At 69.4% G+C, this 15,802-nt stretch carries 16 protein-coding genes and 1 riboswitch; of the genes, 7 read left to right on the forward strand and 9 right to left on the reverse strand.

Annotated features, from left to right (window positions below):
- Window positions 1–5: 5 nt before the first annotated feature.
- The 5 genes from HDC34_RS14035 to glgX form a co-directional block, all read right to left on the reverse strand.
- Complete coding sequence (locus tag HDC34_RS14035) at window positions 6–293, reverse strand: DUF2277 domain-containing protein (RefSeq protein ID WP_179557449.1); 288 nt, start codon at window positions 291–293, stop codon at window positions 6–8.
- A 72-nt stretch (window positions 294–365) separates the two neighbouring features.
- Window positions 366–956, reverse strand: coding sequence for a dihydrofolate reductase family protein (locus HDC34_RS14040; protein WP_179557450.1), 591 nt, complete (start codon window positions 954–956; stop codon window positions 366–368).
- 150 nt (window positions 957–1,106) lie between these two features.
- Window positions 1,107–2,903 carry a malto-oligosyltrehalose trehalohydrolase gene (treZ, locus tag HDC34_RS14045; protein WP_179557451.1) on the reverse strand — a complete coding sequence of 599 codons (1,797 nt, stop codon included), beginning with the start codon at window positions 2,901–2,903 and terminating at the stop codon, window positions 1,107–1,109.
- Between the two features lie 43 nt (window positions 2,904–2,946).
- Window positions 2,947–5,283, reverse strand: a complete 2,337-nt coding sequence (gene treY / locus HDC34_RS14050; protein WP_308807354.1) for a malto-oligosyltrehalose synthase — start codon at window positions 5,281–5,283, stop codon at window positions 2,947–2,949.
- Between the two features lie 31 nt (window positions 5,284–5,314).
- Window positions 5,315–7,510 (reverse strand): glycogen debranching protein GlgX, encoded by a 2,196-nt coding sequence (gene glgX / locus HDC34_RS14055; protein WP_179557452.1) that lies wholly within the window; start codon window positions 7,508–7,510, stop codon window positions 5,315–5,317.
- A 149-nt stretch (window positions 7,511–7,659) separates the two neighbouring features.
- On the opposite strand from glgX, the gene HDC34_RS14060 reads away from it, so the two are divergent.
- From HDC34_RS14060 to HDC34_RS14080, 5 genes are all read left to right on the forward strand, one after another.
- Window positions 7,660–7,992: a spore germination protein GerW family protein gene (locus tag HDC34_RS14060; protein WP_104253225.1), complete on the forward strand. Its 333-nt coding sequence runs from the start codon at window positions 7,660–7,662 to the stop codon at window positions 7,990–7,992.
- A gap of 24 nt (window positions 7,993–8,016) precedes the next feature.
- A riboswitch (TPP riboswitch) is annotated at window positions 8,017–8,126 on the forward strand.
- Between the two features lie 51 nt (window positions 8,127–8,177).
- Complete coding sequence (locus HDC34_RS14065; protein ID WP_104311377.1) at window positions 8,178–8,831, forward strand: ECF transporter S component; 654 nt, start codon at window positions 8,178–8,180, stop codon at window positions 8,829–8,831.
- A 5-nt stretch (window positions 8,832–8,836) separates the two neighbouring features.
- Entirely contained in the window at window positions 8,837–10,363 is a 1,527-nt protein-coding gene (locus tag HDC34_RS14070; RefSeq protein WP_179557453.1) for an ABC transporter ATP-binding protein, read from the forward strand.
- Complete coding sequence (locus tag HDC34_RS14075; RefSeq protein ID WP_179557454.1) at window positions 10,360–11,214, forward strand: energy-coupling factor transporter transmembrane protein EcfT; 855 nt, start codon at window positions 10,360–10,362, stop codon at window positions 11,212–11,214. The genes HDC34_RS14070 and HDC34_RS14075 overlap by 4 nt, the downstream gene beginning before the upstream one ends.
- The gene (locus HDC34_RS14080; protein ID WP_179557455.1) at window positions 11,211–11,762 is read left to right on the forward strand and encodes a hypothetical protein; all 552 of its coding nucleotides are present in this window, start codon (window positions 11,211–11,213) and stop codon (window positions 11,760–11,762) included. Before HDC34_RS14075 ends, HDC34_RS14080 begins: the two co-directional genes overlap by 4 nt.
- Before the next feature lie 24 nt (window positions 11,763–11,786).
- Here HDC34_RS14080 and HDC34_RS14085 read toward each other — a convergent pair whose 3' ends face one another.
- Genes HDC34_RS14085 through HDC34_RS14095 form a run of 3 tightly spaced genes read right to left on the reverse strand, consistent with a single transcriptional unit; the run spans window position 11,787 to window position 13,251 of the window.
- Window positions 11,787–12,398: a hypothetical protein gene (locus tag HDC34_RS14085; RefSeq protein WP_179557456.1), complete on the reverse strand. Its 612-nt coding sequence runs from the start codon at window positions 12,396–12,398 to the stop codon at window positions 11,787–11,789.
- Window positions 12,399–12,417: 19 nt separating this feature from the next.
- Window positions 12,418–12,765, reverse strand: a complete 348-nt coding sequence (locus HDC34_RS14090; RefSeq protein ID WP_179557457.1) for a metallopeptidase family protein — start codon at window positions 12,763–12,765, stop codon at window positions 12,418–12,420.
- A 45-nt stretch (window positions 12,766–12,810) separates the two neighbouring features.
- On the reverse strand, window positions 12,811–13,251 hold the full coding sequence (locus tag HDC34_RS14095; protein ID WP_179557458.1) for a cytidine deaminase: 441 nt from the start codon (window positions 13,249–13,251) through the stop codon (window positions 12,811–12,813).
- Window positions 13,252–13,310: 59 nt separating this feature from the next.
- On the opposite strand from HDC34_RS14095, the gene HDC34_RS14100 reads away from it, so the two are divergent.
- Together HDC34_RS14100 and HDC34_RS14105 are read left to right on the forward strand one after the other, a co-directional pair.
- The gene (locus HDC34_RS14100; protein ID WP_308807355.1) at window positions 13,311–14,081 is read left to right on the forward strand and encodes a methyltransferase domain-containing protein; all 771 of its coding nucleotides are present in this window, start codon (window positions 13,311–13,313) and stop codon (window positions 14,079–14,081) included.
- 50 nt (window positions 14,082–14,131) lie between these two features.
- Complete coding sequence (locus tag HDC34_RS14105) at window positions 14,132–14,737, forward strand: phosphoribosylanthranilate isomerase (protein ID WP_179557459.1); 606 nt, start codon at window positions 14,132–14,134, stop codon at window positions 14,735–14,737.
- Window positions 14,738–14,873: 136 nt separating this feature from the next.
- Here the strand turns inward: HDC34_RS14105 and HDC34_RS14110 are convergent, their stop codons facing one another.
- Window positions 14,874–15,800 carry a LysR family transcriptional regulator gene (locus tag HDC34_RS14110; protein WP_179557460.1) on the reverse strand — a complete coding sequence of 309 codons (927 nt, stop codon included), beginning with the start codon at window positions 15,798–15,800 and terminating at the stop codon, window positions 14,874–14,876.
- Between the last annotated feature and the right edge of the window lie 2 nt (window positions 15,801–15,802).

Here is a 15,802-nt window from a genome sequence, read left to right on the forward strand (position 1 = left end):
TGCGTCTAGGAGGCGGCCTTCGCGGCTTCGCGGGCGGCGATTCGCGCCTGCACTTCTGGGCGCCGCAACGGTGGGACGGTCTTCGGCGGCTGGCGTCGCTCGGGCAGGTCCTCGAGGAGATGCTCGGTGATGTGCGCGATCTCGCGCACCGCACGCTCGAAGGCGTCACTGGTGCGTTCTGTGGGATGCGTGATTCCGGAGACCTTGCGCACGTACTGGCGTGCGGCGGCCTCGATCTCGGTGTCGTTCGCGGCCGGTTCGAGCCCGCGGAGCTCGGTGATGTTTCTGCACATGCGGGTCAGGGTACGCCGACGCTCTGGAAGCGACAAGCGAACCCGGCTTCGCGTGCTCGCCGCAGACCAGACCTAGCTCGCTGGGCGGCGCACTCGGTAGCGGAGGTGCAGCACCCTGGTGCCCGGCAGCACGACGTCGGGGTCCTCAAGCAGGTGCTGGGCGTCGGTCTCCCCGAAGAAGCGCTTGCCTGCGCCGAAGACCACGGGGACCACATCCATCCGCACCTCGTCGACAAGGCCGGCGGCGAGCGCCTGCCCGCCCACGTCGCCGGCGGCCACCTCGACGGTCCGGTCACCCGCGAGCTCCTTGGCTCTGGCGACGGCGGCCTCGACACCCTCGACGAAATGGAACGGCAGTTCCGTGTTCCACCCCTCTGGCGGTGGACGGTGGGACACGACGACCACGTGGTCGATGCCGCTCGGCGGGGTCCCGTCCCAGCCGTCCGTCACGTCGAAGACGTGTCGGCCGGCGATCGTAACGCCGATCTCGTCCCAGTACGGGCGGGTGTAGTCGTAGGACGCCTGCGAGACCTTCAGGACGCCGCTGTCGTCGAGCGCGACGTCTCCGCTGGTCAGCCAGTCGAAGAGGTGACCGGGGTCGTCGTTGTCGTCGGCGATGAAGCCGTCGACCGAGACCGAGCTGTACATGACGACCTTGCCCATGGGACCGCTCCTTCGCGTCGGGAGCACCATGCTAGCCAGCGAAGCGTGAGAAACCCACGCCCGCGTGTCCAACTTCAGTGCGATATGCGTCGCTACGAGCCGTTCTGGGCCCGAAACGCCGAGATCTGCACTGAAGTTGGACAGGCGAGGTCAGGCGCGGGTGACGCGGAGCACCGCGGCGCTCTCCGCGGGCAGGCGCAACGGCACGGCGGATGCGCCGACCGGCGCGCCGGTGACCGTTCCGGTGGTCTCACCGAGCGCCGCCCGCGCATCCGTCGCGAACAGCACTTCAGCGGCGCGCTCGACACGCAGCTCGCGCTCGTGCGAGGAGAGGTTCACCGCGATGGCGAGGCTACCGCGCGTGATGGCCAGCGTGCCGTGCTCCTCGGAGACATCGACGCTGCTCGCGTCGAGCCACGGCAGGGTGATGTCGGCCTCGCGCCGGCGCAGGGCGATGAGCTCACGGTAGATCTCGAGAAGGCGCGCGTGCTCGGGCTTGTCGAGCTCGCTCCAGTCGAGCTTCGACCGGGTGAACGTCTCCACGTCCTGCGGGTTCGGGACGACGGCCGCATCCCATCCCATGCGCGCGAACTCGCCGATGCGACCTTCGGTCGTCGCCTTGGCCAGCTCGGGCTCCGGGTGGGAGGAGAAGAACTGGAACGGCGTCGTGGCGCCCCACTCCTCGCCCATGAAGAGCATGGGCGTGAAGGGCGAGGTGAGCTCGAGCGTCGCCGCGATGGCGAGCTGGCCGGGGGAGAGGATCGCGGTGAGGCGGTCGCCGATGGCCCGGTTGCCGATCTGATCGTGGTTCTGCGACGAGACGACGAGCCGCCAGGCGCGGGTCTGCGCCGGGAGGGCACGGCCATGGTGGCGGCCGCGGAAGGTCGAGAGCGTGCCGTCGTGGAAGAAGCCCTTCGTGAGCACCTTCACCAGGGAATCGAGGCCCTCGAAGTCGGCGTAGTAGCCGCTCGTCTCGCCCGTGAGGTTGACGTGCACGGCGTGGTGGAAGTCGTCGGACCACTGCGCGTCGAGTCCGTAGCCGCCCGCCTCATCTGACGTGATGAGGCGCGGGTTGTTGAGGTCGGACTCGGCGATCAGCGTGAGGGGGCGGCCCACGTGCGCCTCGAGCTCGTCGACGTCGCGCGCCAGCTCCTCGAGGATGTGCACGGCCCGGTCGTCGATGAGCGCGTGCACGGCGTCCAGTCGCAGGCCGTCGACGTGGAAGTCTCGCAGCCACATGGCGACGTTGTCGCGGATGTAGGCGCGCACCTCGTCGGAGTTCTCCCCGTCGAGGTTGACGGTGTCGCCCCACGCCGTGGCGTGGTGGTCGGAGAGGTACGGGCCGAACTTGCCGAGGTAGTTGCCGGACGGGCCGAGGTGGTTGTAGACGACGTCCTGGATGACGCCGATGCCGCGCTCGTGGCAGGCCTCGACGAAGCGCTGGTAGGCGGCGGGCCCGCCGTAGCCTTCGTGCACCGCGAACCAGTCGACGCCGTCGTAGCCCCAGCCGTGGGTGCCGCTGAACGCGTTGACGGGCATGACCTCGACGAAGTCGACGCCGAGCGCCTGGAGGTGGTCGAGGCGCTCGATGGCCGAGTCGAGGGTGCCCTCTGGTGTGAAGGTGCCGATGTGCAGCTCGATGATGACCGAGCCAGCGAGGGTACGGCCGGTCCAGTCGCTGTCCGTCCACGGCTGCCTGGCCGGGTCGAACGTGCGGGAGAGGCCGTGCACGCCGTCCGGCTGCCAGCGCGAGCGGGGGTCGGGAATCGGAGTCGTGGCGCCGTCGACGTGGTACCCGTAGTCGTGCGTCTCCTCGTCGAGCTCGAGCGCAGCATCCGGCACCCACCAGTCACCGTCTGTGCGGCGCATGGGCAGCTCGGACCCGTCGAGGTGCAGGGTCAGCGTCTCGGCGTGTGGTGCCCAGACGTCGAAGCGGGAATCGCGCACGGAGAACTCCTTGGTGGCAGGCGAGGGTGGATGCGGGTGCTGGTCAGGACTTCGCGAGGAGCGCGACGGGGTACTGCTGCAGGATCGCCGCGAGGGGCACGTCCTTGCCGCCCGTGTAGACGGCGGCGGTGAGCTGGTCGATCCACTCGCCCTCGGGGAGCGGGATGGTCGTTCCGATCCAGCCGCCACCCTGCTCGAGCCCGATGGGCAGGCGCGTGCCGATCGTGATCGCGCCGCCTCGCGAGAAGGCGAGGGCGTGCTCGGCGGCCGGGCCGTTGGCCGTGATGCCCTCGTATTCGGTGAAGAGCTCGGGGCGGCTCCGACGCAGGCGAAGGCAGGCTGCCGTGACGAGCAGCTTGGCGGCGCCGGAGTCGTCGATCTCGGGGACGGCCCCGTGGAGGATCGCGTCGAGCGCCGCGGTGCGCGACGAGTAGTCGACGCTCTGCCGGTTGTCGGGGTCGACGAGTGTGCGGGTCCACAGCTCGGTGCCCTGGTAGACGTCGGGGACGCCCGGCATCGTGAGCTGCACGATCTTGGCGGTGAGCGAGTTCGACCAGCCGGCCGCCTGCGTCTCGGCGACGACGTTCTGCACGATGTTGGACGCGACGGGGTTGTCGAAGACCGCGTCGACAGCCGAGCTCAGCTGCTCCTCGAATGCATCGTCGGGGTTGGTCCAGCTCGTGTGCAGGTCGGCTTCGCGGGCGGCCTTCTCGAGGTAGGCGTTGAGGCGCTCGCGGGAAGCTGGCCAGGCTCCGATGATCGCCTGCCAGGTCAGCTGGGCGAAGGCATTGTCGTCGATGGGGGCGACGTTCTGCAGTTCGGCGACGCTCTCGGCCCAGAACTCCGGGACCTCGCTGAGAGCCGTGATACGGGCTCTCGTGTCCTCGCCACGCTTCGTGTCGTGAGTCGACAGCGTGGTCATGGCGTCCGGCCAGTCGCGGGCGCGCGCGGTCTGCAGCTCGTGGAACCGCTCGGGCGTGATCGAGAAGACGTTCGGATCGCCGCCGACCTCATTGAGCGAGGTGAGGCGGGCGTACCGGTAGAACGAGCGGTCCTCGACGGCCTTCGCCATGATCATGCCGGTCGTCTGCTGCAGTCGCAGCGCGGCTTCAGCTTCGGGGGCTTCGAGGAACGGCAGGATGCGCGCGATCGATGCGGCCAGGTCAGGCCGCTGCTCCTTCGCCGCCTCTGCCGCGTCGGCGAGGTGGTTGGAGCCGGTGGGCAGGTAGCTCCGGTACACGCTGAAGTGCGCGGCGATCTCGGCGACCGAGTCCTCGATGAGGTCGTCCTCGAGGCCAGTCGACCGCAGTTCGCGCGCGATCCGGCGGATCTCGGCGTTCAGCGAGACGTCCGCGACGGCGCGCTTCGCCTCGTGGATCAGCTGTTCCCAGTCGACGGGGGTGCCGTCGGCGCCGGCGAGCTCGTCGAGGAACTCCTCGGAGTCCGCATCCACGAGCACCCGGTCGATCTGGCCGAGCGCGTCGTAGCCCGTGGTGCCCGCCGTGCGCCAGTCTGCGGGCAGCGACTCGTCGCCTTCCAGGATCTTCTCGACGAGCACGTACGCGCCGCGCGTCCGATCGGCGAGGTGCCGTAGGTAGCCGCCGGGGTCGCGCAGCCCGTCCGGGTGGTCGATGCGGAGGCCGTCGACGAGGCGGTGGCGCATCCAGTCGAGGATCTCGGCGTGCGCCTCCTCGAAGACCTCGTCGTCCTCGACGCGGATGCCCGCGAGCGAGGTGATGGTGAAGAAGCGGCGGTAGTTCAGGCGGGTGTCACCCTGGCGCCAGTGGATGAGCTGGTAGTGCTGGTTGTCGAGCACCTCGCGAACCGACGCGCCTTCGGGCGCAGAGCCCTCGGCGAGCGGGTACTCGGTCGAGTGGTACCGCAGCACGCCTGCCTCGCGGTCGACGGTCACGTTGGCGATCGCGTCGCCGCGCTCGCGAGGCATGTCGTCATCGCCGACGGTTGGGATGAGCAGCTTGCCGTCACCGGCCTCCCAGTCGATGTCGAACGACTCGGCGTGGGCCGCATCCCGGCCGTGGGCGAGCACGTCCCACCACCACGGGTTGTCTCGCGGCGTGTCGACCCCCATGTGGTTCGGGACGATGTCGACGAGCACACCGAGGCCCAGCTCGCGCGCCGTCGCGGAGAAGCGCTCGAGCGCCTCCCGCCCGCCCCGCTCGTCGTCCACCTTCGAGGGGTCGACGACGTCGTAGCCGTGGGTGCTTCCTGGCGCGGCCTGCAGGATGGGGGAGAGGTACACCCACCCGACGCCGAGCCGCTCCAGGTAGGGGAGCTGCTCGGCGGCCGCGTCGAGGTCGAACTCCGACGTCAGCTGGAAGCGGTAGGTGCTGGATGGGATGCGCATCATGGTCTCCGTCACGGCGGGTGCTACTGAGATGGGGCGGGCGGCGTCAGCTGCCGAGCGGTGGCCGCGCGATGATCGGGATGGGCGTCGTCATCGCGGCGACGGAGGCGGCGACGGAATGGTCCGGCTTCTCCTTGAGCTCAGCCTCTCGCAGCACGACCAGCGAGCGCGGTTCGAGGGGGATGGTCGCGCCCGGCTCGATGCCCTCGAGGTCGGTGTGCATGCCGGACGTGTCGATGACGATGTCCCAGTGCGAGGTGATCTCGACGCTCGGGATCGTCGCCTCGACGACGGTCTCGCTGGCGTTGAAGTAGACCATGAAGCTCACATCGGTGATCTCCTCGCCGCGCTCGTCGCGGCCGGCGATGGCGTTGCCGTTCAGGAACATGCCCATCGACTTCACGAACTCGGCGTTCCAGTCCTCGGACGCCATCTGCGTGCCGTCGGTGGAGAGCCACACGATGTCGGGAAGTGCCGAGCCCTCGGCGCGCTTCTCGACGCGGCCGTTGAAGAACCGGCGGCGTCGGAACGTGGGGTGGTCGGCGCGCAGCTGCGCGACGGCCCTCGTGAACTCGACGAGGGGCTCGTCGGCGTTCTCCCAGTGCACCCAGCTGAGCTCGCTGTCCTGCGCGTAGGTGTTGTTGTTGCCGAGCTGGGTGCGGCCCAGCTCGTCGCCGTGGAGCAGCATGGGGACACCCTGGCTGAGCAGCATCGTCGCGATGATGTTGCGCTGCTGGCGGGCGCGCATGGCGTTGATCTCGGGGTCATCCGTCGGGCCTTCGACACCCAGGTTGTAGGAACGGTTGTGGCTTTCGCCGTCGTTGCCGTCCTCCCCGTTGGCGTCGTTGTGCTTCTCGTTGTACGAGACGAGGTCGCGCAGCGTGAAGCCGTCGTGGGCCGTGACGAAGTTGATGGATGCGAACGGGCGCCGTCCGGAGTGCTCGTAGAGGTCGGCGGACCCGGTGATGCGGCTCGCGAACTCACCGAGCGTGGAGGGCTCGCCGCGCCAGAAGTCGCGCACGGTGTCGCGGTACTTGCCGTTCCACTCCGTCCACTGCGGCGGGAAATTGCCGACCTGGTAGCCACCGGGGCCGACGTCCCACGGCTCGGCGATGAGCTTCACCTGCGAGACCACCGGGTCCTGCTGCACGAGGTCGAAGAAGGTGGAGAGCTTGTCCACGTCGTGGAGTTCGCGGGCGAGGGTGGAGGCGAGGTCGAAGCGGAAGCCGTCGACGTGCATCTCGGTGACCCAGTAGCGCAGCGAGTCCATGATGAGCTGCAGCGAGTGCGGGTGGCGCATGTTGAGCGAGTTGCCGGTGCCCGTGTAGTCCGTGTAGTACCGCTTGTCGTCTTCTTCGAGGCGGTAGTAGGCGGCGTTGTCGATGCCGCGGAAGCTGAGCGTGGGGCCGAGGTGGTTGCCCTCTGCCGTGTGGTTGTAGACCACGTCGAGGATGACCTCGATGCCGTTGGCGTGCAGGGTGCGCACCATGGACTTGAATTCCTGCACCTGCTGCCCGGCTGTCCCCTGGGAGGCGTAGTCGGCGTGCGGGGCGAGGAACGAGATGGTGTTGTAGCCCCAGTAGTTGCGGAGGCCCTTCTCGATGAGGGTGCTGTCCTGCACGAACTGGTGCACGGGCATGAGCTCGATGGCGGTGACGCCGAGCCGCTTGAGGTGCTCGACGATCGCGGGGTGCGCGATGCCGGCGTACGTGCCCCGGATCTCCTCGGGCACATCCGGGTGCAGCTGGGTGAGGCCCTTCACGTGGGCTTCGTAGATGAGGGACTCGTTGTAGGGGATGCCCGGCTTCCGGTCCCCGGCCCAGTCGAAGTAGGGGTTGATGACAACGCCCTTCATCATGTGGGGCGCGGAGTCGAGGTCGTTGAACGAGTCTGGGTCGCCGAAGTTGTAGCTGAAGAGGGACTGGTCCCAGTCGATGTCTCCGGTCGTGGCCTTCGCGTAGGGGTCGAGGAGGAGCTTCGCTGGGTTGCAGCGGCTGCCGGTCGCCGGGTCGTAGTCGCCGTGCATGCGGTAGCCGTACTGCTGGCCCGGCTGCACGTGCGGCAGGTAGGCGTGCCAGACGTGCGCATCCCGCTCATGGAGCCTCACCCGCTCCTCGTTGCCGTCGTCGTCGAAGAGGCAGAGCTCGACCTTGTGGGCGGCTTCGCTGAAGATCGCGAAGTTCGTGCCACTTCCGTCGAACGTCGCTCCGAGGGGGTAGGCATTTCCGGGCCACGTTTTCATGCACGCTCCTATTGCTTCATCTTGCTTCGCCGAAGAACATCGCGTGTGGATGCAGGCACTAAAGCTACCAAAGGGTGGGAGCGCTCTCGCCCGCCAGCACACAGGAGTTCTCCTGGTTGGCAGGCATGTCGACGACCTACGCTGGCCGCATGACGAACCTCACGCAGAACCTCACCGATTCCGTCAAGAAGCTCGGCGTCACGCTCGCCTACGGCGAGAAGGTGGAGCTTGGCAAGGCCACCATCCTTCCCGTTGCCCTCGTCTCGTACGGCTACGGCGGCGGCGAGAGCAACGAGGAGGGGCAGGAGAACTCGTCCGGCGGTGGCGGCGGCGGCATGGCGGTCCCCGTCGGCGCGTACGTCGATGACGAGTTCGGCACGAGCTTCCGCCCGAACATCATCACGCTGCTTGTCGTCTCGATTCCGCTGGTGTGGACGGTCGGGCACGCGCTTCCGCGTCTCATCAAGGCTCTCAAGAAGTAGCTCGGGGCTCGCTTCGGCCTATACTCGAGGTGTTCACGGGAGTCCGGTAGTCCGGGCTGAGAGGAAGGCACAAGCCTTCGACCGTCAAACCTGATCTGGGTAATGCCAGCGCAGGGAGGCACATCTCCGAGCAGAGCCACCCCAGGCTCTGCGCCCGTGCACTTTCACTCGAAAGGGCACACCGCATGACAACTTCTTCAACTCCATCTCACACCTCCCCAGCGCAGGGGCCGGCTCAGGCGAGGTCGCCGAAGAGCCGCTTCCGCTGGCGGGTCATCGACATCGTCACGGCCGCCGTTCTCGGCGTCGCGACGGGGCTCATCTTCATCGTCTGGAACAGCGTGGGCTACGCGTGGTTCACGGTCATGGATGCGTTCACGCCGGGTGTCGGCGGTATCGCCGTCGGTATCTGGCTGCTGGGCGGGGTGCTGGGCGGGCTGATCATCCGCAAGCCCGGTGCGGCGCTCTTCGTCGAGGTGCTCGCGGCGAGCGTCTCGATGCTCCTCGGCAGCCAGTGGTCGATCGAGACCGTGTACTCGGGCATCGCGCAGGGGCTCGGCGCTGAGCTCATCTTCCTGCTGTTCTTCTACAAGCGCTTCGGCCTCGGCGTCGCGATGCTGGCTGGGGCTGGGGCTGCGGTCGCGGCGTGGACGCTCGAGCTGTTTCTCAGCGCGAACATCGAGAAGGGTCCGGAGTTCCTCACCATCTACCTCGTCTCGATCGTCCTCTCGGGTGCCGTGCTCGCTGGCGTCGTCGGTTGGCTCCTGACGCGCGCGCTCGCGGCGACCGGTGCACTGAACCGCTTCGCTGCGGGTAGAAGCTCGAAGCGAATCGGCTAGCGCTCGTGGGCGCGAGAGTCGAGGCGAGGGGGTGGGGCTGGCGCCACGCCGACCGGGCGAAGCTGGCCGTCGCCGAGCTCGACCTGACGATCGAGCCTGGCGAGGCCGTGCTGCTGCTTGGTCCGTCGGGGGCTGGCAAGTCCACGCTCCTGGCCGCCCTGGCGGGGGTGCTCGGCGATCACGAGGATGACGGGCAGGAGCTCGGCTCACTGCTTGTCGATGGCAAGCACCCGAGCGATGCACGCGGCACGGTCGGTCTCGTCCTGCAGGACCCGCAGGCGAACACGGTGCTCGCCCGCATCGGCGACGATGTCGCGTTCGGCTGCGAGAACCTCGGTGTCCCTCGGGCGGAGACGTGGGCGCGGGTGCGCGAGGCGCTCGACGCCGTCGGGCTGCGGATGCCCCTCGATCGGTCGACGGCTCAGCTGTCCGGCGGCGAGCGTCAGCGGCTCGCGATCGCGGGTGTCCTCGCCATGCGCCCCGACCTCATCCTGCTGGACGAGCCGACCGCGAACCTCGACCCGGCCGGTGTGGACGAGGTGCGCGAGGCGGTGGTCCGCGCCGCGGAGGCGTCCGGCGCGACGCTCATCGTCATCGAGCACCGGGTGGACGTGTGGCGCTCGAGCGTCGATCGGGTCGTCGTGCTCGGGGGTGAGCAGCACCTCCTCGCCGACGGCACCCCTGACCTCGTTCTCGAGCAGCACCGCGAGTCGCTGCTCGCGGCCGGTGTGTGGATCGGCGGTCATGAACCGCAGGTGCCGCGTGCCGTTCTCGCGCCAGGGGAGGACCTGTTGATCGCGGACGGGCTCGGCTTCGGGCGGGCCGACCATGCCCTGCACACGCAGTTGTCGGCGACCCTGCGCGCGGGGGAGTCAACGGTTGTGCTGGGCCCCAATGGGGCGGGGAAGACGACACTCGCGCTCACGCTCGCCGGACTGCTCACGCCCGTGGAGGGCGAGGTGCGGGCGACGCAGGCGCTCCGGGATGCGGGCGATGACGCGGGTGCGCGCCGCGGCGGCTGGGGGCTCAGCCGCTTCCGTACGGCTCCTCCGGCGGGCCCGCATCCGTCCGCCTGGCGTTCACGGCAGCTCCTGACGCGCATCGGCACCGTCTTCCAGCAACCCGAGCACCAGTTCGTCGCGGGGACCGTGCGCCGCGAGCTGGAAATCGGCCCGGATGCGGCGGGCCGCGGCAAGCGCGAGACGAGCCAGCGCGTCGACGAGCTCCTCGCCGCGCTGCGCCTCACCCACCTCGCGGAAGCGCACCCCTTCACGCTCTCCGGCGGCGAGCAGCGCCGCCTCTCGGTCGCGACGGTGCTCGCGACGGCGCCTCGGGTCCTCATCTTCGACGAGCCGACCTTCGGGCAGGACCGCAGGACCTGGACGGAACTCGTCGCCATCATGGCTCGCCTCGTCGCCGAAGGACACGCGCTGGTCTCCGTGACCCACGACGAACAGCTCGTGCGCGTGCTCGGCGACCAGTGCATCCGCATCGGCGCGCACGACCGCAAGGACGAGAAGGTGCCGGCATGAGCGGCGGCATCGCCCCGGCGGGTGCTCAGCCGGCGAGGTCGGTGGAGGTCGACAGCGACGGCGTGCCGCTCGAGGTGCTGCCCGTCGGCGGCAGGTTCCTCGACCGCGTCAACCCGGTCACGCCCTTCCTCGCCGCCGTGCTGTACTCGATTCCGCTGCTCACGACGCTGGACATCGTCTCGGCGCTGGCCGCCCTCGTGCTCGCGATGGTCGCCTTCGGGGTCGCCGGCGTGCGCCCAGTGGAGATCCTGCGCTCGAGCTGGATCCTGCTCATCGCGGCGCCCGTCTCAGCCACGAGCATGCTGCTGTACGCGAAGCCGGGAGGCGAGAGCTACGGGCAGTTCCTGTACGCCAACATCACCGACAACTCCATCCAGCTCGCCATCGCCGTCGGCGTGCGCGTGCTCGCGATCGGCGTGCCGACCCTCGTCGCGTTGAGCCGCATCGACCCGACGCGGCTTGCCGACGGGCTCGCCCAGGTTGCACATCTGCCAGCGAGGTTCGTCGTGTCGGCGCTCGCCGGTATTCGCCTCTTCGCCGTGTTCCGCGACGACTGGACGGCGATGAGCCAGGCCAGGCGCGCTCGCGGCCTGGGCGACTCCGGGGCCGTCCCCCGACTGATGACGATGGCGTTCGCCCTCCTCGCACTCGCGATCCGTCGGGCGGGGACGCTCGCCACCGTCATGGAGGCGCGCGGTTTCGGGGCAGAAGACGTGGCACGCACCTGGGCGCGGCCATCGAGGCTCGGCTGGCGAGACCTCTTGCTGGTGCTCGCCGCCGTGGGGATCGCCGCGGTGGCCGTCGCGGTGTCCGTCGCGCTCGGCTCGTACCGGCTGGTGGGGAGCGCATGAGGGCGGCAGCGCTGCTCGACCGGGTGCTCGCCGACGCGGATGGCAGGCGGCCGGTGGTCCTCATCGACGGCGGTTCAGGGTCGGGCAAGACGACGCTCGCGGGTGACCTGCTCTACGAGTTCCGAGCGCGCGGATCCGGCGGCGCGCAGCTGGTGTCGCTCGACGACGCCTACCCGGGCTGGGGAGGGCTCGCGGCCGCATCGCGGGCCGTGCACCGCGACATGCTGAGCCGTGCGCATCCCGGCTACGAGAGCTGGGACTGGGCGGCGGATGCACCCGGCCCGTGGCGGGACATCGACGCGTCGGCCCCGCTCATCATCGAGGGATGCGGAGCGCTGTCGCGCGAGAGCGCGCCACTCGCGAGCACCGCGGTCTGGATCGAGCTCGATGAGGCGCACCGGAAGCCTCGCGCGCTGTCGCGGCCCGGCGACATCGGTGTCTTCGAGGAGTTCTGGGAGATGTGGGCTGCGCAGGAGCGGGAGCACTGGCGGCGCAACGCGCCGTTCCGGCTCGCCGACGTCGTCATCGAGGACACGCCCGACGCCTGAAGCCTCGTCCGCACGGGCGCCGCCTCAGCGTGTGCTGCGGCCACTTGCGTTGTTCTTGCTCTGCCGCCGCGTGCGCACGTAGCGCACCGTGAGGATCACGGCCAGGGCGAGCCCGACGACCGCCACGAGGAGCCACGCACCGCCGGTGATGAGGCCGTGGACGGAGTCGTCGTAGTTGATGCCGGTGCCAGGACCGGCATCGAGCGAGAGGTCGGTCCCGATGCCGTCGGCGGTCGACCGGAACAGCATTCCGACCAGCGCCCCGATGCCCGTTGCGAACGGAACGGCGAGTCCCCAGCCCCACAGCACGGAGCTGAAGCTCGGGCCGGAGGCGGCGGGCGGGCGGCGGGCGGCCTGAATGCTCTGCACCCCGAGCAGGATCAGCACGACGAGGCCGGCCCCAGCGGAGACGAACATCGCCCAGAAGGCGAACGCGGAGAGCAGGGTCTGACCGGCCGAGATGAGGGGCGGGACGGCAGCGCTCGCCTCTCCGGTGATGCTGGCGGCGGCGAGCGCCGAGAGCAGACCGGTCACGGCCATCCAGATCGCGAACGCCGGCGCAGCCAGGAGCAGGAGGATGCCCCAGAGGAGGCGGCCGACCCGAAGGGGCTCGCGTGCTGGTGCCGGTGGGTGCATCCAGGAAGCGTACCGGGGCCTAAGCCCAGCCGAGCTCGTGGAGCTGCGCGTCGTCGATGCCGTAGAAGTGCGCGATCTCGTGCACGAGCGTCGTGTGCACCTCATCGCGCAACGTCGCCTCGTCATCGCAGATCGACAGGAGCGGTTCGCGGAACAGCACGATTCGGTCCGGCAGCTCGCCGAAGCCGTACTGGCCGCGGTCGGTGAGCGCGAATCCCTCATAGACGCCGAGGAGGTCGAGGGAGCCGTCCTCTGGCCGGTCCTCGACTACGAAGATCACGTTGTCGAGGCCGTCCACCATCTCGTCGGGGAGTTCATCGAGCTCGTCGACGACCAGGGCCTCGAAGTCCTCGCGCGACATCTCCATCCGCCCATTGTGGCTCAGGGGTGCTGGATGGGCACCGACTGACGGCTAGACCTGCTGCGCGGCGTGGTCGTAGGCGAGTGGCAGGAGCTCGCGCGCGGTGACACTGATCAACCCGCCCGGTGAAGGCAGGATGACGCGGATGTCGGGGTAGTGGTCGGCGAGCACCTGCCGATCGCGTCCACAGGGGCTCATGACGCCTCGCCCATGGTTCGCGACTGCAGTGATATGTGTGAGGTCGCGGGCGCCGGCGGCTCGGGCCGCGCCGAGAGCAACGAGCTCAGCGCACGGACCGCCCGTGAAGTGATGCAGGTTGACGCCGACGTGGATCGTCCCGTCCGCCGAGCGGACCGCTGCCCCCACGGTGTGGATGCCGTCCTCGTCCGGACCAGCATCGGTGGCCGCATCGATCGTCGAACGTGCCGCTTCGACGACGGCCAGCTCGACCTCGGAAACGGGCAGGCTTGATGCCGGAACGAAGGTGCTCATGACCGAAGCCTACGAGGCCAGCCGCGGGACTGGGCTCGCGCACTCGGTAGCCTGGCCACGTGAACGGCTCTACGGATGCACAGGTGCAGGCCTGGCGCGATGCGCACGCCAACGCGCAGATGGTCGGCTGGGATTTCGCCGCGTTGGACGGGCGCCTGACGGCCGACGATCCGCCCTGGGACTTCGACGCCGAGTGCCGGGCCGCTACGACGACGGCGACGAGCATGGCTGATCTCGGCACGGGCGGCGGCGAGCGGCTCATCGAACTCATCCGCTCCATGCCCATCCACGCATCCCCGCTGCAGATCGCAGCGACGGAGGGGTGGGAGCCGAACGTCGCCGTCGCGCGAGAGAACCTCGCGCCGTTCGGTGTCGACGTGCATGCGCACGACACCGAGTCTGGGGAGCCGCTGCCGTTCGCCGACTCCTCTCTCGACCTGATCGTGGCCCGTCATGAGGAGTTCGATGCGAGCGAGGTCGCCAGGGTGCTGGTTTCCGGCGGGCAGTTCCTGACGCAGCAGGTCGATGGCCAAGACGCGCACGAGCTCCGAGCATGGTTCGGTGGCGAACCCCAGTACGAGCACGTGACTCTCGCCAACGCGGTCTCGGCCCTGCGGGCGGAGGGGTTTCGCATCGGTGTCGCCGAGGAGTGGGCTGGGCAGATGACGTTCGCGGATGCACTGTCGCTCGTCGAGTACCTCGCTCTGGTCCCGTGGGATGTCCCGGGGTTCAGCGTCGACAGCAACGTCGAGCAGCTCCGACGGCTCGACGCGGCGCGGCCGATCGCTGTGACGCAGCGTCGCTTCCGGCTCACCGCAGTTCGCGACTGACAGCCGGGTGCGTGGCCCGGCCCGCTGACCCGAACGCCTAGTATTCTCGCGTGTACGTCAAAGTGTGTGGCCTGGATTCTGTCGAGTCGGCGGCGGTCGCCGTCGAGAGCGGTGCCGACGCGATCGGCATCGTGATGAGCCGCACGAGCCCCAGGCGGCGCACCCCAGAGGAGGCGTCCGAAATCTTCGCGTCCGTGCCCGCGAGTGTCGACCGTGTGCTCGTGGTCCACGACATGCCGTCCACGGACGCCGCCGAGATCGCGGCCACCGTCGGCGCGAACGTGCTCCAGCTCCACGGTTCCTACACGGGCGAGGAAGTACGCGCGGCCGCCGCGATCTTCCCGCGCACCTGGAGGGCCACCTCCCTCGCCGACGACCCTGAGCTGCGCGTCGGTGCATTCGGCGAGGAGCTCCTGCTGCTGGACGCGCCGAAACCGGGATCCGGCGAGCGATGGGACCTCTCGGAACTCGTCCGCCGTCGCCCAGACGGGCGCTGGCTGCTCGCGGGAGGCCTGCACCCGGGCAACGTCGCCGAGGCCATCCGCGAAGCGAGCCCATGGGGCGTCGACGTCTCGAGCGGCGTCGAATCATCGCCGGGCGTCAAGGATCACGAGCGCATCCGAGACTTCGTCGCCGCCGCGAAGCGCGCTGACTGAGGAATCGCAACCGCTCCACGTCCAAGGTGCTGGGCCGAGGACGCGTCCCGGTCCAGCTCGCCTGACCAACTTGCGTGATGAAGGCGCCGCTGGTGGCGCATCCGGCCCGCAGCCACCGTCTGAGCACCGAAGTTGGTCAGGAACGCGGTGACTCGGCCTCCGCGAACGTGGCCTCGAGGTCTTCCCCGGCCGAGGTCAGGTGGTCGAGCACGGTTCGTACCGCGAATCGGGCGTGGCGGTCCGGGCGCGCCAACGCGACGATGCTGCGTACCGAGCGAACGCCATCGAGCGGTCGCAGCACGACCCCGGGGCGCGGCCGAGTCGTGAACCGGGGGAGGAGCGCGAGCCCCGAGCCTGCCGCGACGAGCGCCTCGACGAGGCGGTTGTCGCGCAGCCGCTGCACGCGTTCGAGGTTCGTGCTCGTCGCGTTCTCGACGGCGATGAGGATGCTGTCAAACGGGTAGCCGACGGGCACGCCCACCCAGGTCGTGCCGACGAGGTCGTCGGGTGCGAGTCGCTGCTGGGAGGCGAGCGGATGCGTCGAGGGCAGTGCCACGTCGATCGGCTCGCGGGCCAGCACGCGTGTGTGCAGGTGCTCTGCTCCTCTCGGTACGTCGCCGGTGAGGCTGTGTCCGATCACGATGTCGGCGTCGAGGGTCCTGGCGGCGTACTCGGACTCGGCGAGGTCGAAGTCGTCGAGTTCGAGGTCGATGGCCGACCCTGCCGTTCGGCGCAGGAGGCCGGGGAAGAGGGCCTCGCTGGCACTGGGCAGTGCGCCGATCGACACGGTGCCGCTCGGCTCGCCGAGACTCGCCTCGAGCCGTGCCTGCACTTCTGCGAGCGCTCGGCCGACCTCGTCCGCGCCGTCGGCCAGGATCTGCCCGGCAGTCGTGAGCCGCAGGCCGCGGGAGAACGGTTCGACCAGGCGCGCGCCGAACTCCCGCTCGGCGGTCTTCAGCTGCTGCGAGAGGGCGGAAGGCGTGCGGTGCGTGGCTTCCGCGACCGCGGCGAGGGTGCCGCGCATCGACAGCTGCCTGAGCAGCTCGAGGTGCCTGAACTCCATGA

The organism is Pseudoclavibacter sp. JAI123, from assembly GCF_013409665.1.
Lineage (GTDB): Bacteria > Actinomycetota > Actinomycetes > Actinomycetales > Microbacteriaceae > Pseudoclavibacter.